This window comes from Tardiphaga sp. 172_B4_N1_3 (assembly GCF_052076035.1).
In the GTDB taxonomy this organism is placed as follows: domain Bacteria; phylum Pseudomonadota; class Alphaproteobacteria; order Rhizobiales; family Xanthobacteraceae; genus Tardiphaga; species Tardiphaga robiniae.
The window spans coordinates 507537-528366 of record NZ_CP197238.1 but is presented as its reverse complement, the minus strand read 5'-3'; the positions used below and the strand labels follow the sequence as shown (position 1 = coordinate 528366).

Genomic DNA, 20830 nt, shown 5'->3' with positions numbered 1-20830 from the left:
GGTTTGTTATCGCACCCTGGGTGGGCGACGCAGCGTGACGAAAGTAGAGCAAACATGTCCGGCGCTGCCAAGCCGCGCAAATGCATGGCCACTTGCGTGGAATTTCCATTCAGCTTTAGCTGCGGACAACGAAAACACAAAAATCCGAGGAAGCCCGATGCCGACCGACACCGCAGTTGCGCCTGAAGCCGATGACGAAGTGCTCTACTCTGTCGCCCTTGGCATCGCGACCGTCACACTCAATCGCCCACAACGGTTGAACACGATCTCCCGTGAGATGCTGTCGCAACTCAGCAACCTGTTTCTGAGAGCCGATGCCGATCCCGACGTGCGCGTGATCATCCTGACGGCCGCCGGCCGCGCCTTCTGTGCCGGGCTCGACATGGCCAGCGCCACCAAGGGCACCGGCATCGGCTCCGCCAATGACGCCAACAACAGCCGCACCACGCTCGATCTGAAGACAGCGCCCCCGATCGTGATGTTCAACATGGAGAAGCCGACCATATGCGCCATGAATGGTGCCGCAGCCGGCTATGGCATGGACGTCGCGCTCGGCTGCGACATGCGCATCATGGCGGAGAGTGCCAAATTCGCCGCGGCCTTCGTGAAACGTGGCGTGGTGCCTGAATCCGGCGGCACCTGGTTTCTGCCGAGGATGGTTGGCTGGGCCAAGGCAGCCGAGCTGATCTTCACAGGCCGCACATTGTCGGCGCGCGAAAGCCTCGAAATGGGCCTTACCAACGAGGTGGTGCCCGATGCGGAATTGATGACGCGCGCCAATGCAGTGGCGGCCGAGATTGCCGCCAATGCGCCGCTCGCAGTGCAGGCTGCCAAACGCATGATGCGCTCAGGTCTGTCCGAGAGCTTTGGCGACCACGTCCATCACGTGTTCCTGCAATTGCTGCCGCTGTTTCGCACAGCGGATTTCCGCGAAGGCATGGCGTCGTTTCTCGAGAAGCGCCCAGCCAAATTCACCGGTGAGTGAGCGCGACGCACAAACATATCGACGCGGTGTTGTGCGCCGCGTCATGCTTTGCTGATTAAGTCAGCTTTCCAACTTCAGGGCTTGGTGCATACTCCCGGCATTCGAGCCGCATCACAAAAACCTGCATAGACGGGCCGATGCGGTTGATCGAACCACAGGGAGGACACTTGACCATGCAGCATGACTGGAAAGTTCTGCGAGTGACTTTGCTCGCCGGCGTTGTCGTAGCGCTTACGTCCACCGCAGGCCACGCGCAGAAGAAGTACGATACTGGCGCCACCGATACCGAGATCAAGATCGGCAACATCATGCCGTATAGTGGCCCGGCGTCCTCCTACGCGACGATCGGAAAAACCGAGGCCGCCTATTTCAAGATGATCAACGAGAAGGGCGGCATCAATGGCCGCAAGATCACCTTCATCAGCTATGACGACGGCTACAGCCCGCCGAAGACGGTGGAGCAAGCGCGCAAGCTGGTTGAGAATGACGAAGTGCTGTTCATCATGAACCCGCTGGGCACGCCAGGAAATACGGCGATCCAGAAATACATGAACACCAAGAAGGTGCCGCAGCTATTCGTCTCGACGGGCGCCGCGAAATGGGCCGATCCGAAGAACTTCCCTTGGACCATGGGCTGGCAGCCGAGCTACCAGGCCGAGGCGCGCATCTACGCGCAATACATCATGAAAAATCATCCCGGCAAGAAAGTCGGCGTGCTCTATGCCAATGACGACTTCGGCAAGGATTACATCATCGGACTGCACGAAGGCTTCGGCGACAAGGTCAAAGATTACATCGTCTCCGAGGTGCCTTACGAGACGGCGTCACCGACGGTGGATTCACAGATCGTGCAGATCAAGGCAGCCAATCCGGATGTCTTCATCAACATCGCCACGCCAAAATTCGCTGCACAGGCGATCAAGAAGGTCGGCGAGATGGGCTGGAAGCCCGTTCACATCGTCACCAATGTCTCGGCATCTGTCGGCAGCGTGATGAAGCCCGCGGGCTATGCCAACTCGCAGGACGTGCTCAGCGCGGCCTATATGAAGGATCCCAAGGATCCAACATGGAAGAACGATCCCGGCATGCTGGAATGGTCGGCCTTCATGGACAAGTACTATCCCGAAGGCGACAAGGAAGACGGCGCCACCGTGTTCGGCTACGGCGTCTCGCAGGGCATCGTCCAGGTGCTCAAGCAATGCGGCGACGACCTCACGCGCGAAAACATCATGAAGCAGGCGGCGAGCCTGAACATGGAGATCGGCATCTATCTGCCGGGCACTAAGATCAAGACCAGCTCGACCGACTTCAGCCCGCTGGAGCAGCTTCAGATGCAGCGGTTCAAGGGCGAAAGCTGGGAGCTGTTCGGCCCGCTGATGTCCGGCGAGAAGAACTCGTAAGCAATACGCTCCGGCGTCCCCTCTCCTGAGCTAGAGGGGACGCACGCGTGCTGAGCCATGCGCTCTCGTTGCTGGCCCGCTCTCCTTAATCGTGCATACTCGACGCAAGCCGCGGCGATCGATGGTCCACTCAGATGGACCGCACCGCGGAAATACAAGACGTCAGAGGAAACGATGCTCAGGATACTGCCCCGGGGAATGACTCTCGCTTTTGCCGCGCTCATGCTCGGCGTGCTGGCCACGCCATCTCACGCACAAAAGAAATACGATCCGGGCGCCAGCAATACCGAGATCAAGGTCCGCAACATCATGCCCTATAGCGGACCGGCATCCTCCTATGCCTCGATCGGAAAATCCGAGGCGGCCTATTTCAGGATGCTGAACGACCAAGGTGGCATCAACGGCCGCAAGATCAATTTCATCAGCTATGACGATGCCTACTCGCCGCCGAAGACGGTGGAACAGGCGCGTAAGCTGGTCGAGAGCGATGAAGTGTTGCTGTTGTTCAATCCGCTGGGCACGGCGACCAATTCCGCGATCCAGAAATACATGAACCTCAAGAAAGTACCGCATCTCTTCGTATCGTCCGGCGCCTCGAAATGGGCCGACCCAAAGCACTTCCCGTGGACCATGGGCTGGTCGCCCAGCTACCACAACGAGGGACGTATCTGGGCCGCGTGGATCCTGAAGAACCATCCCGATGCCAGGATCGGCGTGCTGTTCCAGAACGACGACATGGGAAAGGACTATTTCAGCGGCGTACGTGAGGGGCTCGGCGACAAGGCCGACAAGATGATCTCGGTGCAGGCGAGCTTCGAGACCAGCTCACCGACCGTGGATTCACAGATCGTCCAGATCAGAACCGCCAACCCCGACGTGTTCCTGAACATTGCCTCGCCCAAGTTTGCCGCGCAGGCGATCAAGAAGGTGGCCGAGCTGAACTGGAAGCCGGTGCAGATGCTAGTCAATGTCTCACAGTCTGTCGGCTCGGTGATCAAACCCGCAGGCTTCGACAATGCGCAGGGCGTGATCAGCGCGGCCTATATGAAGGATCCCACCGATCCGCAGTGGAAGGACGATCCGACCATCAAGGAATGGCTTGCCTTCATGGACAAGTATTATCCCGACGGTGACAAGAACGACATCTACACGCTGTACGGCTTCGGAATCGCGCGCACGCTGGCGCATATCTTGGAGCGATGCGGCGACACGCTCACGCGGGAGAATGTGATGAAGCAGGCCACCAGCCTCGATTATGAGGTCGGCATCTTCCTGCCCGGCACCCGCGTCAAGACCAGCCTAACCGACTATAGCCCGCTGCAGCAGTTACAGATGATGCGTTTCAAGGGCGAACGCTGGGAACTGTTCGGACCCGTGCTGAGCAGCGAGTAGGACGAGAGCGCCCTACTTCGCCGCATCCTTGGCAGGCGCTGGTGCATCCTTGGTCGCCGGCGCGTCTTTCGCGGCAGCTGGAGCTTCCTTCGCAGCTGGCGCCAGCTTCTTTTGCGCCGCCTGCAGCTCCTCCACCGTCTTCTGCAGGGCAACGACGGTAGCCTTCAGCGCCTCGACCTGACGGTTGGCCGCATCAAGGCGCTGTTGCTGATCAAGCCGCAGCTTGCCCAACGTCTGCTGCAGGAAATTGATGTTGCTTTGCAGGCAGCTGGTGCGGCGCTCCATGGTCTTTTCGACCGTGCAGATCTCGATTCCCGGCACATCCTGCGCCTGCGCCTTGGCGGCGCCCAAAATGGTCAGCAATGTCATCGCAAGGATTGTTCGGCCGCGCATCGTTTTCCCCATCATGTCCGTCATGCCGCCAAGACCAAGCGGTGCTGGCGCCCGGCTGTCAACCAGGTGTGATGGGAACGAAGAAGATGTCCGCCCGTTCCTTGGACCGGAGCACCTCATGGCGACGCGTGAACGACGGCTGGCCGAATTCGATGGCCAGGGTGATCCTGAGCCTGATCAGGTGGTGCAAGTGTTGTGCGAGGACCACAGCGGCACCTATCAGCTGCCCTTCCCTTGCCAGTTCATCGATGGCGAATGGCGCAATGCCGAGACGGGCAGCACGGTCGAGGCACGCGTAGTCGGATGGCGGCTGCCACGTACAGCGTGAGCGCCGTGTACCCGCTTTAGGGGCGGCGGCGCACTTCGCCGGCCATCGCTTACGCGTACAGATAGCCGACCGGCTTGCCCTCGGTCCGCAGGGGACGGATGTCATTCTGTGTAATGATCTTGGCCGCCAAGCCGTCGATTTCATCGCGCTGGGTCGGCGTCCAGCTTCGAAGCTGCTCCATGCCTTTCAGCAGGCCAAGCCGGAGGACTTGCGTATTTTCGCCCATCCCGATGAGACTGGTCGAATTCTTGCCCGCCGTCACCACATCACCGGCCGCAAGTTCGAACGTCTTCCCAGCACTATCCACGAATTCTGCCGTGCCGCGAATGACGCGATAGATGACAACCTCACCTTTCGCGAAAGAGGCGGCATCCACGGCCGCCGCGGAACTCTTCGGCAAGAGGGACTTGCCATGCGGATCGGTTGCGATGATGTGACCGGTGACAAGATGCCCGCTCGGAGCCTCGATGCCAATATCGCGCACATAGACGGGCGCCGCCGACTTGATGGTGTCATCAGCCAGCAGCTTGAAGAGCGCATCCAGCGCCAGCGGATCCTGAAGCCAGAAGCCTGCATCGTCCGGGCGATCATGCAGCGCATGGGTCCAGGCCATACGTGGCGTCTCGGCTTCGTTGATCTGATCCGGACCCACGATTGTCGGGTTCGGGAAGGTCGTCGGATCGGTTACGAAGGCTTCGAGAAACTTGCCGGAGTAGCCCATGGAGAGGGGATCGGGCACCACCGTCTGCGGTGTCTTCAGGTTCTCCTCCGTGGACAGACCTGACCAGGTGTAGAACAGCTGACGATGCACGATCGCGCTTTGCAGCATCACTGCGCCAGGGCCGACATTGTAGAAGCGCCCATCGTAATCGAAGGTGAACATGCCCGACGTGACCAGCACGAGCTGGAAGCCGCCTGGTGGAAGATGCAGATGGAAGTCGGTAGGGCCCGTGTCTTCGCGATAGATCGGCAGATTGGTCGCGACTTCATGGAGCAGGAAAGTTTCGTTATTGGCGTGAAAGCCTTCATTGGCGCGGCTATAGAGTGCCTGCGGGCGATAGGTCGCCTCGTATGTCGTATCCTTTTGCCGATCGATCGCTACGAAATCCCCATGATTCAGGCGGAGAGGATCGCCGTTCGGGTGCTTAAGCCCAGGCCATTTGAGGTCGATCGCAGCATGTACATTCATGGGATCCTCCAACGTGTTTAAAAACACCCGGGGACCGAACTGTGATTGGCGTGCAATCGATCGGCAGCCAACGCAATGCGGCTCGCGAGAAATTGCTGCTATGCGAAAATCGCGCCAGCTGGCGTCAAAGGCGTTTTGATACCAATCGCGCTCGTCAGCAGGTGATCTGGCGGCCAAACCGCGCAAATCCTCGGGCGAGCGCTACAAATTCTGGATACAAGTTGAGCACGCCGTGCCCGATCTGTAAGCCGGCGGGGCGTTGCCGAACTATCAATCAGTACTCGACCTCGAGCTCCTCGATATCGGTAGGCTCCTGCCTGGCCGCGGCAATCCATTCCTGCATTTCGGGCAGGTTCATCACCATGCTGGCATAGGCTGATAGCTGCGGATCGAGCTTGACGTCATAGGTCGCGAAGCGCGTCACCACCGGCGCATACATGGCGTCCGCCATGCTGCGGGTGCCGAACAGGAAAGGGCCGCCGGACTTCGACAGACACTCGCGCCAGATCGTGCAGATCCGGTCGATATCGGCTTGCGCGCGCGACCAGACCTTGAAGTTCGGAAAATGCCCCTTGATGTTGACCGGCAGCGACGCGCGCAATGTCGTGAAGCCGGAATGGATTTCGCCCGAAATCGAGCGGCAATGCGCCCGCAGGATGCGGTCCGCCGGCAATAGCTTAGCTTCCGGCATGATCTCGTTGAGATATTCGGCGATTGCCAGCGTATCCCAGACCACCGCCCCTTCATGGCGCAGGCAGGGCACCAGGATCGATGAAGACAGCAACAGGATCTCGGCCTTGGCGGAAGCATCGTCCGGCGCCGTAACGACTTCGTCGAACTCAAGGCCTGAGAATTTTGTCAGCAGCCACCCTCGCAATGACCACGACGAGTAGTTCTTGCTGCTGATGGTGAGTGTTGCGTTGGCCATGACCTATCCCCTTACGCCCGAACCCAGGCAGCCCGTCAGCCCTCGGGGTAACCGGTTCCCGGCTGCCCATTGCTTGTGCTGCTTTAATTTTATTCAGCAAACCACGTGCCAGTTTTCCAGACGAATTGACTCTTCTCTGGCTTCAATATTGCATAGCAACAAAGCAGGGATAGCTCCGGATGATGTCAATGATGTATCAGGCCTACCAGAATCACATGGATCTGACAGCACCGTGGCGCACCGGTGCGTCTGCCGCATTGAAGTACCTCAATCTCGTCCCGGCTGGCACGTCCGAGAAACTGTTCGGTCGCCTCGCGGCAGCACTTGAGCTGATCTCGCGCTCCGCCCTCACCTATCATCGGCCTGAATTCGATATCGGCAAGGTGATGGTCGGTAACAGCGAGCATGAGGTGACGGAAGAAGTCACCTTCAAGACACCATTCGGATCGCTGCTACACTTCAAGAAAGAGAATGCACCGGAGCAGCCACGCATGCTGCTGGTGGCGCCGATGTCCGGCCACTTCGCGACGCTGCTGCGCGGCACTGTGAAGACCCTGCTGCAGGACCATGACGTCTATATCACAGACTGGCACAACCCGCGCGACATACCGCTCGATCAGGGCAAGTTCGGCCTCGACGAATATACCGAGCACCTGATCACATTCATGAATGAGCTCGGCCCGCGTTCCCACATGGTCGCGATTTGCCAACCGTCCGTGTCGGCGCTAGCTGCAGCAGCTATCATGTCGGAAGACAATCACCCTGCGCGACCGGCAAGCCTGACGCTGATGGCGGGCCCGATCGATACGCGCATTCAGCCGACCAAGGTCAACGAGTTCGCCAAGAGCAAATCGTTGAAGTGGTTCGAAGATAACATGATCAACTACGTGCCATTCCAGTGCAAAGGCGCGTTCCGGCAGGTCTATCCCGGCTTCATTCAGTTGACAGCATTCGTCTCGATGAATCTCGAGCGGCACATCAAGTCACATGTCGATCTCGCCGAGCATCTCGCCAAGGGCGAGACCGAGAAGGCGGAAGTCATCAAGACGTTCTATGATGAATATTTCGCCGTGATGGATCTGCCAGGAGAGTTCTATATCGACACCATCCGCGACGTGTTCCAGGAGCATCTGTTGCCGCAAGGCAAGCTGACCTACAAGGGCCGGACCGTGAACTGCGCATCGATCAAGCGCATGGGGCTGATGACGGTCGAGGGCGAGAAGGATGATATCTGCTCGATCGGCCAGACTCTAGCAGCCCAGGATCTCTGCACCGGCGTGCGAGCCTATCGCAAAGTCCATCACATGCAGGCCGGTGTCGGCCATTACGGTGTATTCAGCGGACGCCGTTGGAACAACGAGATCTACCCGCTGCTGCGGGATTTTGTTCACGTGAATTCGTGAAACCTTGCGTTGTATACAAATAGTCGGGCGCTTCACCCAAATTGGTGACGCGGATGTCGCAGGAATAACCTACGTCGATACCGGGAATTGTTTCGCCGCTGCTTCAGCAGCATAGCGGCGGTTTCTTATTACCGCTTCTGCGGACCGTGTATTGACGACTGCACGATTTTTCACCGGACATACTTACGCATCAAGGCCGGCCATCGTGCCGGCCTTTTTCGTGGATTTTTCAGGCGTCCCGGTCCGGGATCAATTGAACTCGCGGCTGGCCCAGAAGCCGAACCAGGTCCACCTGCCGCTCGACGCCGGTTTTCAAGAAGACGGATTTCAGCTGGGTCCGCACGGTGTTCAAGCTGACGCTCTGCATTTTCGAGATGGCGGTGACTGAGTTGCCATCGATCAAAAGGCTGGTGATCCGCGCTTCAGCCGGCGTCAAATCGAACAAAGCCTGCAGAAGCTCCGGACCCGGGCTGCGCTGCTGGTGGGTGATCGGCGTCAGGAGCAGGATCGACATAGCGCCCGCAAAAATATCGAGGCCAGCCAGACGGAGGGGCAGCACATGCGCGATCAAGGGTGGGCTGTGCTCAGTCCCAGAAATTGGAATTGAACGGCCCGTTTTCGACAGAGATAAAGGCTTGCTCAGCGCCTCGATAAACATGGTCTGAGCGACCTGCGAGGCGAACTGCACCTGATCCTGCGCGCCAATGCCGACAATCGTCGTGCTGGAAATGAACCCAGGATTGGCCGCGATAACGCGCCCCTCCTGACTGACCGCACTCGCGGGAAGGCCAATCATCTGAAGTGTCGCAACCGCCGTGCGGGCACGTTCGAAGCCCAGACGACCGGACAGCACCGCCGCACGGGCCAGATGAGGCCGGAGGCCATCCAGTTGATCCGCCACAGCGCGTTCAACCGGCCCCTTGGCGTAAGCCTTCTCCACCGAAATCACGAGCGTATCACCGGAGGGAGACCGTACCGAGGTACCGGCACACCAGCCGAGACCCGCCGGCCGGAGAATGTCCCGGTAGAAGCTCTCATTGTCGAGTTCTTCCATCGTGAACCGGTCCAGGTCCGTCAGAAACCACGGCTCGTTTTCCGCGATTAGTCTAGTGCTTCGTGGATTCTTGGTCGCGTAGGGACTTTTGGTCCAACGATCGATCCGCTCGCGAATTCTCTCAGATGACGTCCACCGCGGAATGCCGGGCGCGGATGCGAAAATCATCGCACCTTCGGCATCTGCCAACGCCGCCAGGCGATCGAACACCTGCGGCCAACGCTCCGGCAAAACTCCCGCTTCATAAATCTCGTCAACGAGCGTTTCAAAATTCACGGATGTATCCAGCAACACGGTTTCCGGCGGCTCGCGTCTCGGTCATCACGGTGAGAAGCAGCACCCATCATGCAACACCGCAGACACCAGACAATTCCCGAGACCATTCGGAAATCTGCGACCACGATGCTGATGTGCGCGAAATGCCACTTTCGCCAGCCGCCGTTCAGGAGGCGAATGGTATTCACCGCCTAACTAGACCGGTCCCGCGCTGCTCGCCAGTGTAAAGCGAGAAGTTTTACGCCAGAGGTGCTTTTGCCGGCGGCAACTCCCGCGGCAAAATCAATGCAGCGACGATCACCAGCGCCGACAAGGCGGCAAAGGCGTGCAACATCATGATGAAGCCACCCTGCTCGTACAACCACGCGACAAGCCCGACCGAGGCTCCCGCTGCGGTAAAGCCAACGAAATAACGCACGGCGTAGGCGCGCGACCGCCACTCCTCGCTTGTATACTTGCCGACGATCGCCTCGTTGACGGTGATCTGCCCGAACAGACCAATGATAATGCCGATCGCGACGACAATCAGTGAGATGTTCGATTGCGACGCTGCGAAATACAGGAACGGCGCGAGCACCAGCGACAACGGAACGCTCACCGCCTTCAGCGAGTGCTTATCGATCAGTTTGCCGATGTTGTACTGGGTTGCCGCGCCGAAGACATAAACGCAGGCGGCAATGATGCCGAGCAATGCCGGGCTGTCCGTCATGTCGGACAAACGCTCGGCAAACAGTTTTGGCAGCGCGACGGTGATGGCGTTGAAGACGGTGGAGATCGCGACCACCGTGACCAACAATGCAAGGATCACACGCCACATGTCAGACTTCGCGACGCGCGCTTGCGCCGCCGCCTGTTTGAATCCCGAGCGATCTTCATGTGCGACCTCGCGCATGAAGACAACACCAGCTGCAACAGTGACGAGGCCGGGAATGATGAAGGCCCAGCGCCAGCCGAGGAACTGACCGAGTACGCCGGTGATCAGTGCGGAAGACGCCACGCCGAAATTGCCGAACACGCCGTTAATGCCCATCGCGCTGCCGAGCTTATCGGCATAGGAGACGATCATCGCCGTGCCGACCGGATGATAGATCGACGCGAACAGGCCAACCGAGAACAGCGCCGCACCAAGCTGCAAAGGCGTCTGCACCAGGCCGACAGCCATCATCGACAGACCGATGCCGTAGAAGAAGATCACCATCATATGGCGACGGCTCCAGCGGTCCCCGAGCCAGCCGGTCACCAACGAGCCGGCCCCAAACGCCATGAAGCCCGGCGTCGCATAGGGCAGCAGCTCGGTATAGGTCATATTCATGGCCGGACCCATCACGAGCACCGCTGCCGCAAAGATCAGCATCGCGTAGTGGTCGATGAAATGGGCGACATTAACGAGGGTAATGACCCGGCTGGGGACGTTCATGAATCGATTCCTTGGCAACCTTGGAATGCCGTTATATGAGCTTGCTCTAACGGGATGTTGCCAATGAATGTCGCAGAACCGCCAATCCTGGACTTATCGGAGCGCCGGCGCCCGGCGACGGAAGGCGTCCACATCCTGGCGACGCGCTACCGCAAGGGCATCCGGCTGGACACCCATGCCCATCGCGAGGCGCAACTCGTATTCGCCGCTGCGGGCACCATGCAGGTGACAACCCCGAAGGGCCGCTGGCTAGTGCCACCGGATCGCGCGGTCTGGGTGCCAGCCCACCTGCCCCACGCCATCGACGTTCTGGCCGACATCGAGATGCGTTCGCTGTATTTCAACGTCGACTGGCTGGCGCAGGATCGACGCAATGGCGATCTCGCCGCGGAGTTCGTGGTTCGCGTATCGCGCCTGCTGCACGAGTCGATCCTGGCGCTGTTCGATGGGCGCGATGACGTCGCACGCAATCGGCTGTTGATCGAGATTGCCATGCTTGAACTGCATCAGGCAGGCGATCCCGCGACGTTCATGCCGCTGCCGCAAGAGCCGCGCTGCCGACGTGCGGCGGAGATGGTGCTGACCGATCCGACGCAGACTTACGAGATCGAAACACTGGCGCGCGCCGTCGGCACGTCTGCACGTACACTATCGCGGCTTTTTTCAGCAGAGACGCAATTGAGCTTCAAGAGCTGGTGTCAACGCGCGCGGATCGCAGAGGCGATCGAACGACTGTCGATGAACCGCAACGCCTCGGTAAAGCAGCTCGCTGCCGATCTCGGCTATGCCAGCTTCTCCGCGTTTTCGCACGCGTTCCGGCAAGTGACGGGCAAGAGCCCGACAGAGTTTATCGAGGCGAAGTAGCGCCGCTTAGCGCGGCACCACTGCAGTCGCCTCGATCTCGACGCGCGCAGCGAGTTCAACCAGACGCACGACCTGCACCAGCGCCATGGCCGGATAATGTGCGCCGAAAATCTCGCGATAGGCCTGACCGAGCGCTTTGAGATTGCCGAGATACTCTTCCATCTCGACGACATACCAGGTCAGCCGCACAAGGTGCTCCGGCCTAGCGCCACCTTCCGCAAGGATGTCGGAAATGTTCTGCAGTGCCTGACGCACCTGCGATACAAAATCCGGCTTCAGCTTCTCCTCGGCGTCCCAACCGATCACGCCGCCGGTCACGACGATGCGGCCATCGGCCGTCATGCCGTTGGCATAGCCCTTGGGCTTCGGCCAGCCACTCGGCTGCAATGCGCGCGAAACGGATGCTGCAACATCGCCCTTTGCGTTTGGCACCACGGTCAATGTCGGGCCCTTTGGTGCATTCACCGGGCAATCCTCCCTGAAAGAAACGTCTTCAAACTTATGCGGCAACGGTCGGTGACGCGCCCGCCGCAGCCTGCTGGCGAAGCGCAAAGCGCTTCAGCTTGCCGGTCTCGGTCTTGGGCAGTTGTGTCACGAATTCGATGGCGCGCGGATATTTGTAAGGCGCGATCTCGCGCTTCACGTGGTTCTGCAACTCGGTCGCCAGCGCGTCGCTCCCTGCCTGACCGGGAGCGAGAACGACATAAGCCTTTACGATCATGCCGCGATCGGCATCGGGGCAACCGACAACGCCGCAATCGACCACGGCTTCATGGGTGAGCAACGCAGCTTCAACGTCGGGGCCGGCAATATTGTAACCCGCCGACACGATCATGTCGTCAGAACGTGACTGGTACCAGAAGTAACCATCCTCATCCATCAGGAAGGTATCGCCGGTGATATTCCAGCCGTTCTGCACGAACTTCAGTTGACGCGGATCGGCGAGATATTTGCAACCCGTTGGGCCCTTCACGGCGAGACGGCCTAGCGTGCCGGGTGCCACTTCGTTGCCTTCGTCGTCGACGATCTTGGCCACATAGCCGGGCACCGGCTTACCCGTGGAGCCCGGGCGGATTTCTTCCTCGATCGCACAGATGAAGATGTGCAGCATTTCGGTGCCGCCGATGCCGTCCATCAGCTTGATGCCGGTCGCCTTCAGCCATGCATCATAGGTGCCCTTCGGCAACGTTTCGCCTGCCGACACGCATTTGCGGAGCGTCGAAAGATCGTACTGATCAATCTTGCCGAGGATCGCGCGATAGGCGGTCGGCGCGGTGAAGCAGACCGTGACCTTGTGCTTGGCAACAGCCAGCGGCAGCTCGTCCGGGCCGGCCTTCTCGAGCACCACGAAGGACGCACCGATATGCAGCGGAAACAGCACGCCGCCGAAGCCGAACGTGAAGGCCAGCGGCGCCGAACCGATGAAGCGATCTTCCGGACTGGCGCGTAGCACATTGCGCGCAAAGCCGTCGCACACCGCAAGCATGTCGCGGTGGAAATGCATGGTGCCCTTCGGGTCGCCCGTTGTGCCCGACGTGAAGGCGATCAGGCAGATATCATCCGAGGCCGTATCGACGGCGGTGAATTCCGGGCTGGCCTCGGCGATCATCTTGTCGAGTTCGGCTTCACCGGCCCCCCAATAGACGACGCGCTTGAGTTCGGGCGAAACCGCCTTGGCCTTCTCCATCTCGTCCGACAGCTTGCTGTCGCATAACGCCAGCGAGATCTTCGCCTTCTGCAGCGGATAGGACAGTTCCTTGGCGCGCAGCAGCGGCATGGTCGACACGCAGACGCCGCCGGCCTTGATGATGGCGAGATAGGTCGCAACCATCATCGGATTGTTGGCCGAACGCAGCAGCACGCGACCGCCGGTAACCAGGCCAAGCTCGTTGACCAGAACGTTGCTGATCTTGTTCACGAGCTCATAGAGCTCGCGATAGGTGTAGCTCTCGTTCAGCCCGATCATGCACGGCGCATCGCCGCGCCCCTCGGCGACCCAGCGATCGAGAAATGGCACCACGCAATTGATGCGCGGCGGATAGTGAAATTCCGGCCGGGTGAAAAGAAACTCCGGTAGCTGTTCCGGCGGGGGCATATTGTCCCGCGCAAACGTATCAACATGCGCCGTATAAGGCTTTGTCAGCTGAGTATCAGCGGCCATTGCAATGCTCCCGTCACGTCAGATGCCCGGCAACGTCATCCAAATATCATTTTAGACTTAAAACAGTTTTCCGCAACTGCGGAGTCTTGCGGCACGCCGAAATTTTCGGCTGACAACGTCGATTTGCGCGGATTGTTTAGGCAAGTCAGCCTAAAGCGTGGCCAGCGCCTTTAGCCGCAGCACCATGGCGGACTGCGGATCGGCCAGTGGTGCGACGGCGGTAAAATGATTTGCGCCGGGAAGCGCCTCGAGGCGCGCGGGAATATGGACACCCCAGGCGTCGACGATGCTTTGGCTCTGCCGCAAATATTCGACACCCTCGTCGCCACCAACCACCGCATCGAGAGACCCGTGCGAAGGCGCCGGCCAGAACAACGGACTGACCTCACGGGCGCCGGCATCGTTCAAATGCAATGCATTGTTGATCGACGTCGGCACCAGCGGCGCCAGATCGAACAACCCGGAGATCGCATAGGCACCGACAATCAGGTCCTGCGGCAGCGCGGAATCGAGCGCGCGCCAGTCCGTCGCCAGCATGCAGGCCGCGAGATGACCGCCCGCCGAATGGCCCGACACGACGAGCCGCCTGCCGAGCTTCGCCAGCTCGCGGGTCGCCGCACGCATCTGCGCGATGATATTACCGACCGAGACGTTCGGACACAAATCGTAGCTGGGGATCGCCACGCTGATGCCATGGCTGTTCAGCCCGCGCGCCAGATGGCTGAAGAACGAGGCATCCAGCGCCTGCCAGTAGCCACCGTGAATGAAGACGACAATCGGACCTTTGTCGCCAGCGGGAAAGTAGTCGATCGTGTGCCGTGCGCCTGAGCCATATGGAATGGCCCGCATCTGCACGCCGCTGTCGCGATAGGCTTTGGCGTCCTGTGCCCAGCCGGCGATCAGCGCAGAGCTTTCCGGCACTTTTGCGCGATTGTTGTATTCGGCTTCGAGATCGATCACTGCACTCACCGCGTCGCGTTTACGGCACCTTGCCGTTCGCTGCCTTTTGCGCCGCCTTCTGCGCAGAAGCCTTGGTCTTGGCCAGTAAACGCATCAGTTCGCGGACATCCTTCGGCGCCAGATCCGCGAAGATTTCGGCGATCCAGGTCTCGTGTTCTTCGGCCATCTTGCGGAACTCCGCGCGGCCTAGTTTGGTAAGCCGTATCACCTGCACCCGACGATCGGTGTCGGAGGTGCGGCGATCGACGTGGCCGGATTCCACGAGACGCTCGACCAGGCCGGTCACGTTGCCGTTCGACACCATCATCCGCTTCGAGACATCCGACAGGGTCATACCGTCGGGCACCTTGTCGAGCTGGGCCATCAGGTCGAAGCGCGGCAGCGTGACATCGAAGCGCTCGCGCAAGCGGCTGCGGACTTCGCCCTCGATCAAGGTCGTACAGGTCAAGAGCCGGAGCCACAGGCGCAGCTCATCGCCGTGATCATCGGGAAGTTCGACGGCCTTGGTCTCGGAATCGAGAATCATGATGCAATCTTACCTGCTTGAAGCTCCTGCGGCGGCCGAGAGACCGGCAATCCACAATCTCGTACCGCCCCATACCGATCCTTTGACCTTCAAGGAATTTCCGTCCGACCGCAAGCCAAAACGCCGCAGCCTTGACCGCCTTCGATTTTGAATATTTCTTTAAGGTTCAAATAAATTGGCCTACGGTTTGCATAGCGTATTCGGCTGATTTCTGACGCCTGGAAGTCATTTACATTGCTTGCGGCTGCGCCCGTCGTGAGCATAATCTAGGCAAAAGAACAGAATTCTGGGTTGGCACGTTTTTCGGCTGCCTGTCGCGGCCGAGTGGAGGAGAAGTTAATGAAGCAGTCTTTCAAACTGGCCGGTTTGGCCGCCCTGATGATGAGCGTTTCGGCCATCCCGGCCATGGCGCAGGAAAAGATCAAGGTCGGCGTGATCGTGTCGCTGTCGGGCGCCGGTGCCGTGCTCGGCCAGCAGGCGCGCGACGGCTTCAACCTCGCCGTCAAGGATCTCGGCGGCAAGATGGGCGGCAAGGATGTCGAAGTCATCGTCGTCGATGACGAACTCAAGCCCGACGTCGCTGTGACCAAGGTCAAAGGCCTTCTGGAGCGCGACAAGGTCGACTTCGTGGTCGGCCCGATCTTCTCGAACATCCTGGGCGCGATCCACAAGCCGGTCACCGAGAACAAGACCTTCCTGATCTCGCCGAATGCCGGTCCGTCGAGCTACGCGGGCAAGGAGTGCAATCCGTATTTCTATGTGACATCGTATCAGAACGACCAGATCCACCAGATCCTCGGTAACGTCGCCCAGAAGCGCGGCTACAAGAAGATCTATCTGATGACCCCGAACTATCAGGCCGGCAAGGACTTCGTCGCCGGCGTGAAGATGGACTTCAAGGGCGAGATTCTTGAGGAATCCTTCATCCCGCTCGGCACGCTCGACTTCCAGGCCGAGCTCTCCAAGATCGCATCGATGAAGCCTGACGCCGTGCTCACCTTCATGCCGGGCGGCATGGGCGTGAACCTCGTCAAGCAGTACAAGCAGGCCGGCCTGCTCGACCGCATTCCGTTCCTGTCGACCTTCACCGTCGATGAATCGACGCTGCCGGCTCAGCAGGACGCGGCGATCGGCATGTTCGGTGGCTCGAACTGGGCACCGACCCTCGACACTCCGCAGAACAAGAAGTTCGTGGCAGAATACGAGAAGGCCTATAACAGCGTGCCGGCGACCTACGCCTTCCAGTCCTATGACGCGGCCATGCTGATCAACAGCGCCGTCGTTGCCGTGAAGGGCGACCTCTCGGACAAGGCCAAGGTGGCTGCAGCCATGAAGAAGGCCGACTTCCCGTCGATCCGCGGCGGCTTCAAGTTCAGCAACAACGGTTACCCCGTTCAGGACTTCTTCCTGACCAAGGTGGCCAAGCGCGCTGACGGCAAGTTCCAGACCGAGATCGTCGAGAAGGTGTTCTCGAACTATGGCGATCGCTACGCCAAGGACTGCGCTGCGCAGTAATCGCCCTGGCGATCACTCATCACCGGGCCGTTGCCGCGAAGGCGGGACGGCCCGGTGTTTTATCGGCCCGTGTTTATCTCAGTATAGAAACCAAGTTATCTGATGACCCTCACGCTTGCCCTCGTCCAGATCCTGAACGGCTTGCAGTTCGGATTGATCCTGTTCTTGATCGCCGCCGGCCTCACGCTGGTGTTCGGCGTCATGGACTTCATCAATCTTGCACATGGCGTGCAATACATGGTCGGCGCCTATCTGGTCGCCGCCTTCACCGCCATGACCGGAAGTTTCGTCGCCGGCCTCGCACTGGCGCTACCAGCAGCCCTGATTTTCGGGCTCCTGCTGGAGGTCCTGATCTTTCGACATTTGTATGACCGGGACCATCTCGATCAGGTGCTCGCCACCTTTGGGGTCATCATCTTCCTCAATCAGGCCGTGAAATACATCTGGGGCGCTGCGCCGCTAAATGTTGCAATTCCTGACGCGCTGTCGGGCGCGGTCGAGATCACCGACGGCATGCTCTATCCGGTGTGGCGTCTCGTCATCATCGCCGTCGGTCTTGCTGTCGGCCTCGCGCTCTATCTCGTCGTCAATAAGACCAAGCTTGGCATGCTCGTGCGTGCCGGCGCCAGCAACGCTGCCATGGTCTCCGCGCTGGGCGTCAACATCCGCCTGCTGTTCACCATCGTGTTCGGCGTCGGCGCCATGCTTGCGGGCTTCGCCGGCGCCATGGTTGCACCGATCCTCTCGGTAGAGCCCGGCATGGGCGACAACGTGCTCATTCTTGCTTTCGTGGTGATCGTCATCGGCGGCATCGGCTCGATCCGTGGTGCCTTCATCGCGGCGCTGCTGATCGGTCTCGTCGATACGCTCGGACGTTTCTTCGCGCCCACGCTGCTCAAGCTGCTGCTCGATCCCTCGGCGGCCAGCCAGACCGGCCGCGCCATTGCGCCGATGCTGATCTATATCCTGATGGCTGCGGTGCTGTTCTTCCGGCCATCCGGCCTGTTCCCGTCCAAGCAGTAACGGGAGCAGACCATGAACAATCTCGTCGACCTCGACACCCCCGCTTCGCCTGCCCTCGCAACGCCGCTGCGTACCAGCCGCGCCTATGTGCTGCCGCTGATCGTTTTCGCGATCTTCGCCCTTGTGCCGCTCTCGGTGCTGTGGGGATCGCAGAGCTTCATCCTGGCGTTGGTCACGCGCATCATGATCCTGGCGCTCGCCGCCATGTCGCTCGATCTGCTGATCGGCTACGGCGCGATGATCTCGTTCGGCCATGCCGCCTATGTCGGCCTCGGCGCCTACAGCGTCGCGATCCTTTCCAGCCACGGAATCACCGACGGCTTCATCCAGCTTGCAGTGGCGCTCGGTGTCTCGCTCATCTTCGCTCTCTTCACAGGCGCGATCTCGTTGCGGACCAAGGGCGTCTATTTCATCATGATTACGCTGGCTTTCGGCCAGATGCTGTTCTTCCTCGGCACGTCGCTGGCTGCCTATGGCGGTGACGACGGGCTAACGCTGGCATCGCGCAGCATGTTCTTCGGCTCGAAGTTCCTGAAGAACGATGTGGCGATGTATTACGTCGCCTTCGGCGTGCTGCTCGGCGCTTATCTGCTGCTCCGCGCCATCGTCGCGTCACGCTTCGGTCGGGTGCTACGCGGCATTCGCGAAAATCCCGTGCGCATGGAAGCGATCGGCTTTGCGCCGTATCGCTATCAGCTCACGGCCTATGTCATTGCCGGCATGATTGCTGGCGTGTCGGGCTTTTTGCTGGCCAACCAGACTGAGTTCGTCAGTCCGGCCTATACGGCCTGGCAACGCTCCGGCGACCTGATTTTCGTACTGGTCCTTGGCGGCCTCGGCTCGCTGCATGGCGCAATCATCGGCGCAGCCGTGTTCAGCCTACTGGCGGACATCCTGTCGCACTACACGGAAAACTGGGCGCTGATCTTCGGACCCATTCTCATTCTCGTTGTGCTCTATGCACGCGGGGGCATCACCGGCCTGTTCGGGAGCAAATCATGAGTGACGCTCCGCTTCAGCTGCAGAACATCTGCAAGAATTACGGCGCGCTACGCGTCACCGACGATGTGTCGCTGAACATCGAAGCCGGCGAGTTGCACGCCATCATCGGCCCCAACGGTGCCGGCAAGACCACGCTGATCCACCAGATCTCCGGTCATGCACAATCGGATTCCGGGCGCATCATTTTCGATGGACAGGACGTGTCGCGGTTGCCGATGGCGGAGCGCGCGCGGATGGGCCTGGTGCGCTCGTTCCAGATCACCTCGATCCTGCCGCGCTTCTCCGCGCTGGAGAATGTCGCCATCGCCGTTCAGGCACGCAGCGGTTCGAGCTTCAGCTTCTTCGGCAATGCGTCGAAGGAGCCGGCACTGAATGACGCGGCGATGGCGCTGTTGTCGCGCTTCGGCCTCGCTGCTCGCGCAAGCGTGCCGGCCGGGCAGATGTCGCATGGCGAGAAACGCCAGCTCGAAATCGCCATTGCGCTAGCGGCGAAGCCGAAACTGCTGCTGCTCGACGAACCCCTCGCCGGCACCAGCCACGATGAATCGCAGCGGCTGATCAACACGCTACAGGAGCTGCGCAAGGAGCTTCCCATCGTGCTGATCGAGCACGATATGGACGCCGTGTTCGCACTGGCTGACCGGGTCTCGGTCCTTGTTTACGGCCGCATCATCGCGTCCGGCTCGCCGCAGAGCATTCGTGACAATGCGGAAGTCCGCGCTGCCTATCTCGGCGAGGAGGCCGCCTGATGCTCTCAGTCTCAAATCTTCAGGCTGCTTACGGCGCGGCCAAGGTGCTGTTCGATATCTCGCTCACCATCAATGCCGGCGAGGTCGTCACCCTGCTCGGCCGCAACGGCATGGGCAAGACGACCACCATCAACGCCATCATGGGCCTGATCCATCCAACCGGTGGCACCGTCACATTCGACGACAAACCGATGGCCGGGCTGCCGTCCTATCGTATCGCCCAGGCGGGCATTGGCCTCGTGCCGGAAGGTCGCCAGATCTTCCCGACGCTCACCGTGGAAGAAAATCTGGTCGCCACCGCCGCCGTGCGGCATCCGCCGGCACGCTGGACGCTGGACAAGATCTACGAGCTGTTTCCGCGCCTCAAGGAACGTCGCAGCAATCTCGGCACGCAGTTGTCGGGCGGCGAGCAGCAGATGCTGGCCGTCGGCCGCGCGCTGATGACCAATCCGAAGCTGCTCATTCTCGATGAAGCCACCGAAGGCCTCGCGCCGCTCATTCGACTTGAGATCTGGAATTGCCTGAAGAAGCTCAAGGCCGAGCGTCAGTCCATTCTGGTCATCGACAAGAATGTCGATGCGCTCGCCGGCTTCGCCGATCGTCATGTAGTGATCGAAAAGGGCCGCGTCGTGTGGACCGGCACATCCGAGCAACTGAAGAGCGACTCCACCGTGAAGGACCGTTTCCTCCACGTTTGATCAACTGTTTTCGAGTACCACCCGACGCGTCGTAATGCGTGACCCAAGGAAGGACCAACCATGAAGACCGAGATCGCCGGCATCACCCGCGCCAATGAAGGCATGCAGGGCATCACCTGGAACATCCTCGGCCAGACCTATGTGCCGAAGAACTGCACCGAGGATTCGTTCTCGTGGCACGCCACCTTCCCGCCCGGCACCTTCGTGCCGCCGCACATCCATCCCGACCAGGATGAGTATCTCTACATTCTCGAAGGCAAGCTCGACTTCTTCCTCGGCGGCTCCGAAACTGCGGCCACGCCGGGCGATCTGGTGCGCCTGCAGCGCGGAATTCCGCACGGCATCTTCAACAAGTCCGATCAGAACGCGAAGGTGCTGTTCTGGGTCTCGCCGAGCCGCCGGCTCTATGACCTGTTCTGGGCGATCCACAATATGAAGGAACAGAAGCCCGAAGACGTGGTGGCGCTCGCTGCCGAATACAACATCCACTTCCTGCCGCCGCCTCCAGGGGCGTAAGCGCGGCTCTTCGTTCAGCCACATACCATCATCGACGTCATGGCCGGGCTT

21 protein-coding genes are annotated in these 20830 nt (G+C 60.0%); 12 read left to right on the top strand and 9 right to left on the bottom strand.

Annotated elements, in window-relative coordinates:
* Positions 1-157 precede the first annotated feature (157 nt).
* From AB7783_RS02325 to AB7783_RS02315, 3 genes are all read left to right on the top strand, one after another.
* Positions 158-985, top strand: a complete 828-nt coding sequence (locus tag AB7783_RS02325) for an enoyl-CoA hydratase/isomerase family protein (protein WP_441276705.1) — start codon at positions 158-160, stop codon at positions 983-985.
* A gap of 173 nt (positions 986-1158) precedes the next feature.
* Entirely contained in the window at positions 1159-2385 is a 1227-nt protein-coding gene (locus tag AB7783_RS02320; protein ID WP_441279627.1) for an ABC transporter substrate-binding protein, read from the top strand.
* Between the two features lie 198 nt (positions 2386-2583).
* Entirely contained in the window at positions 2584-3777 is a 1194-nt protein-coding gene (locus tag AB7783_RS02315; RefSeq protein WP_441276704.1) for an ABC transporter substrate-binding protein, read from the top strand.
* Positions 3778-3789: 12 nt separating this feature from the next.
* Here the strand turns inward: AB7783_RS02315 and AB7783_RS02310 are convergent, their stop codons facing one another.
* On the bottom strand, positions 3790-4170 hold the full coding sequence (locus tag AB7783_RS02310) for a hypothetical protein (protein WP_441276703.1): 381 nt from the start codon (positions 4168-4170) through the stop codon (positions 3790-3792).
* A 118-nt stretch (positions 4171-4288) separates the two neighbouring features.
* Here AB7783_RS02310 and AB7783_RS02305 point away from each other — a divergent pair, with 118 nt between their 5' ends.
* Complete coding sequence (locus AB7783_RS02305; protein ID WP_184514581.1) at positions 4289-4498, top strand: hypothetical protein; 210 nt, start codon at positions 4289-4291, stop codon at positions 4496-4498.
* Positions 4499-4547: 49 nt separating this feature from the next.
* Here AB7783_RS02305 and AB7783_RS02300 read toward each other — a convergent pair whose 3' ends face one another.
* Both AB7783_RS02300 and AB7783_RS02295 read right to left on the bottom strand, forming a co-directional pair.
* Positions 4548-5687 (bottom strand): hypothetical protein, encoded by a 1140-nt coding sequence (locus AB7783_RS02300; RefSeq protein ID WP_184514579.1) that lies wholly within the window; start codon positions 5685-5687, stop codon positions 4548-4550.
* Positions 5688-5961: 274 nt separating this feature from the next.
* Positions 5962-6615, bottom strand: a complete 654-nt coding sequence (locus AB7783_RS02295; RefSeq protein WP_093760630.1) for a glutathione S-transferase family protein — start codon at positions 6613-6615, stop codon at positions 5962-5964.
* A 179-nt stretch (positions 6616-6794) separates the two neighbouring features.
* On the opposite strand from AB7783_RS02295, the gene phaZ reads away from it, so the two are divergent.
* Entirely contained in the window at positions 6795-8018 is a 1224-nt protein-coding gene (phaZ, locus tag AB7783_RS02290; protein ID WP_439057660.1) for a polyhydroxyalkanoate depolymerase, read from the top strand.
* A gap of 229 nt (positions 8019-8247) precedes the next feature.
* On the opposite strand, the gene AB7783_RS02285 is transcribed toward phaZ, so the two are convergent.
* On the bottom strand, positions 8248-9363 hold the full coding sequence (locus tag AB7783_RS02285) for a helix-turn-helix transcriptional regulator (RefSeq protein ID WP_441276702.1): 1116 nt from the start codon (positions 9361-9363) through the stop codon (positions 8248-8250).
* A gap of 223 nt (positions 9364-9586) precedes the next feature.
* Positions 9587-10765: an MFS transporter gene (locus AB7783_RS02280; RefSeq protein ID WP_089267410.1), complete on the bottom strand. Its 1179-nt coding sequence runs from the start codon at positions 10763-10765 to the stop codon at positions 9587-9589.
* A 63-nt stretch (positions 10766-10828) separates the two neighbouring features.
* Here AB7783_RS02280 and AB7783_RS02275 point away from each other — a divergent pair, with 63 nt between their 5' ends.
* Positions 10829-11629, top strand: a complete 801-nt coding sequence (locus AB7783_RS02275) for an AraC family transcriptional regulator (RefSeq protein WP_441276701.1) — start codon at positions 10829-10831, stop codon at positions 11627-11629.
* Between the two features lie 6 nt (positions 11630-11635).
* On the opposite strand, the gene AB7783_RS02270 is transcribed toward AB7783_RS02275, so the two are convergent.
* From AB7783_RS02270 to AB7783_RS02255, 4 genes are all read right to left on the bottom strand, one after another.
* The gene (locus AB7783_RS02270) at positions 11636-12094 is read right to left on the bottom strand and encodes a RidA family protein (protein ID WP_441276700.1); all 459 of its coding nucleotides are present in this window, start codon (positions 12092-12094) and stop codon (positions 11636-11638) included.
* 34 nt (positions 12095-12128) lie between these two features.
* Positions 12129-13796, bottom strand: a complete 1668-nt coding sequence (locus AB7783_RS02265) for an AMP-binding protein (RefSeq protein WP_441279626.1) — start codon at positions 13794-13796, stop codon at positions 12129-12131.
* Between the two features lie 144 nt (positions 13797-13940).
* Positions 13941-14759, bottom strand: coding sequence for an alpha/beta fold hydrolase (locus AB7783_RS02260; RefSeq protein ID WP_175367239.1), 819 nt, complete (start codon positions 14757-14759; stop codon positions 13941-13943).
* Between the two features lie 10 nt (positions 14760-14769).
* Positions 14770-15276 (bottom strand): MarR family winged helix-turn-helix transcriptional regulator, encoded by a 507-nt coding sequence (locus AB7783_RS02255; RefSeq protein ID WP_441229030.1) that lies wholly within the window; start codon positions 15274-15276, stop codon positions 14770-14772.
* 339 nt (positions 15277-15615) lie between these two features.
* Here AB7783_RS02255 and AB7783_RS02250 point away from each other — a divergent pair, with 339 nt between their 5' ends.
* The 6 genes from AB7783_RS02250 to AB7783_RS02225 all read left to right on the top strand — a co-directional run bounded on the left by AB7783_RS02250 (position 15616) and on the right by AB7783_RS02225 (position 20779).
* The gene (locus tag AB7783_RS02250) at positions 15616-16791 is read left to right on the top strand and encodes an ABC transporter substrate-binding protein (RefSeq protein WP_093760644.1); all 1176 of its coding nucleotides are present in this window, start codon (positions 15616-15618) and stop codon (positions 16789-16791) included.
* A gap of 102 nt (positions 16792-16893) precedes the next feature.
* Positions 16894-17814 (top strand): branched-chain amino acid ABC transporter permease, encoded by a 921-nt coding sequence (locus tag AB7783_RS02245; protein WP_089267415.1) that lies wholly within the window; start codon positions 16894-16896, stop codon positions 17812-17814.
* 12 nt (positions 17815-17826) lie between these two features.
* Positions 17827-18816: a branched-chain amino acid ABC transporter permease gene (locus AB7783_RS02240; protein ID WP_184514561.1), complete on the top strand. Its 990-nt coding sequence runs from the start codon at positions 17827-17829 to the stop codon at positions 18814-18816.
* Positions 18813-19565: an ABC transporter ATP-binding protein gene (locus tag AB7783_RS02235; protein ID WP_441276699.1), complete on the top strand. Its 753-nt coding sequence runs from the start codon at positions 18813-18815 to the stop codon at positions 19563-19565. Before AB7783_RS02240 ends, AB7783_RS02235 begins: the two co-directional genes overlap by 4 nt.
* Complete coding sequence (locus AB7783_RS02230; RefSeq protein ID WP_089267418.1) at positions 19565-20263, top strand: ABC transporter ATP-binding protein; 699 nt, start codon at positions 19565-19567, stop codon at positions 20261-20263. The genes AB7783_RS02235 and AB7783_RS02230 overlap by 1 nt, the downstream gene beginning before the upstream one ends.
* Before the next feature lie 60 nt (positions 20264-20323).
* The gene (locus AB7783_RS02225) at positions 20324-20779 is read left to right on the top strand and encodes a cupin domain-containing protein (protein WP_441276698.1); all 456 of its coding nucleotides are present in this window, start codon (positions 20324-20326) and stop codon (positions 20777-20779) included.
* The last annotated feature ends 51 nt before the right edge of the window (positions 20780-20830 follow it).

What these genes read in the sequence shown, in the direction of transcription:
- AB7783_RS02240 (WP_184514561.1), top strand. Translation starts at nt 17,827, where the DNA reads ATGAACAATCTCGTCGACCTCGACACCCCCGCTTCGCCTGCCCTCGCA.
- AB7783_RS02305 (WP_184514581.1), top strand. Translation starts at nt 4,289, where the DNA reads ATGGCGACGCGTGAACGACGGCTGGCCGAATTCGATGGCCAGGGTGAT.
- AB7783_RS02310 (WP_441276703.1), bottom strand. Translation starts at nt 4,170, where the DNA reads ATGCGCGGCCGAACAATCCTTGCGATGACATTGCTGACCATTTTGGGC.
- AB7783_RS02320 (WP_441279627.1), top strand. Translation starts at nt 1,159, where the DNA reads ATGCAGCATGACTGGAAAGTTCTGCGAGTGACTTTGCTCGCCGGCGTT.
- AB7783_RS02255 (WP_441229030.1), bottom strand. Translation starts at nt 15,276, where the DNA reads ATGATTCTCGATTCCGAGACCAAGGCCGTCGAACTTCCCGATGATCAC.
- AB7783_RS02315 (WP_441276704.1), top strand. Translation starts at nt 2,584, where the DNA reads ATGACTCTCGCTTTTGCCGCGCTCATGCTCGGCGTGCTGGCCACGCCA.
- AB7783_RS02225 (WP_441276698.1), top strand. Translation starts at nt 20,324, where the DNA reads ATGAAGACCGAGATCGCCGGCATCACCCGCGCCAATGAAGGCATGCAG.
- AB7783_RS02280 (WP_089267410.1), bottom strand. Translation starts at nt 10,765, where the DNA reads ATGAACGTCCCCAGCCGGGTCATTACCCTCGTTAATGTCGCCCATTTC.
- AB7783_RS02275 (WP_441276701.1), top strand. Translation starts at nt 10,829, where the DNA reads ATGAATGTCGCAGAACCGCCAATCCTGGACTTATCGGAGCGCCGGCGC.
- AB7783_RS02300 (WP_184514579.1), bottom strand. Translation starts at nt 5,687, where the DNA reads ATGAATGTACATGCTGCGATCGACCTCAAATGGCCTGGGCTTAAGCAC.
- AB7783_RS02250 (WP_093760644.1), top strand. Translation starts at nt 15,616, where the DNA reads ATGAAGCAGTCTTTCAAACTGGCCGGTTTGGCCGCCCTGATGATGAGC.
- AB7783_RS02325 (WP_441276705.1), top strand. Translation starts at nt 158, where the DNA reads ATGCCGACCGACACCGCAGTTGCGCCTGAAGCCGATGACGAAGTGCTC.
- AB7783_RS02235 (WP_441276699.1), top strand. Translation starts at nt 18,813, where the DNA reads ATGAGTGACGCTCCGCTTCAGCTGCAGAACATCTGCAAGAATTACGGC.
- AB7783_RS02230 (WP_089267418.1), top strand. Translation starts at nt 19,565, where the DNA reads ATGCTCTCAGTCTCAAATCTTCAGGCTGCTTACGGCGCGGCCAAGGTG.
- AB7783_RS02245 (WP_089267415.1), top strand. Translation starts at nt 16,894, where the DNA reads ATGACCCTCACGCTTGCCCTCGTCCAGATCCTGAACGGCTTGCAGTTC.
- AB7783_RS02295 (WP_093760630.1), bottom strand. Translation starts at nt 6,615, where the DNA reads ATGGCCAACGCAACACTCACCATCAGCAGCAAGAACTACTCGTCGTGG.
- phaZ (WP_439057660.1), top strand. Translation starts at nt 6,795, where the DNA reads ATGATGTCAATGATGTATCAGGCCTACCAGAATCACATGGATCTGACA.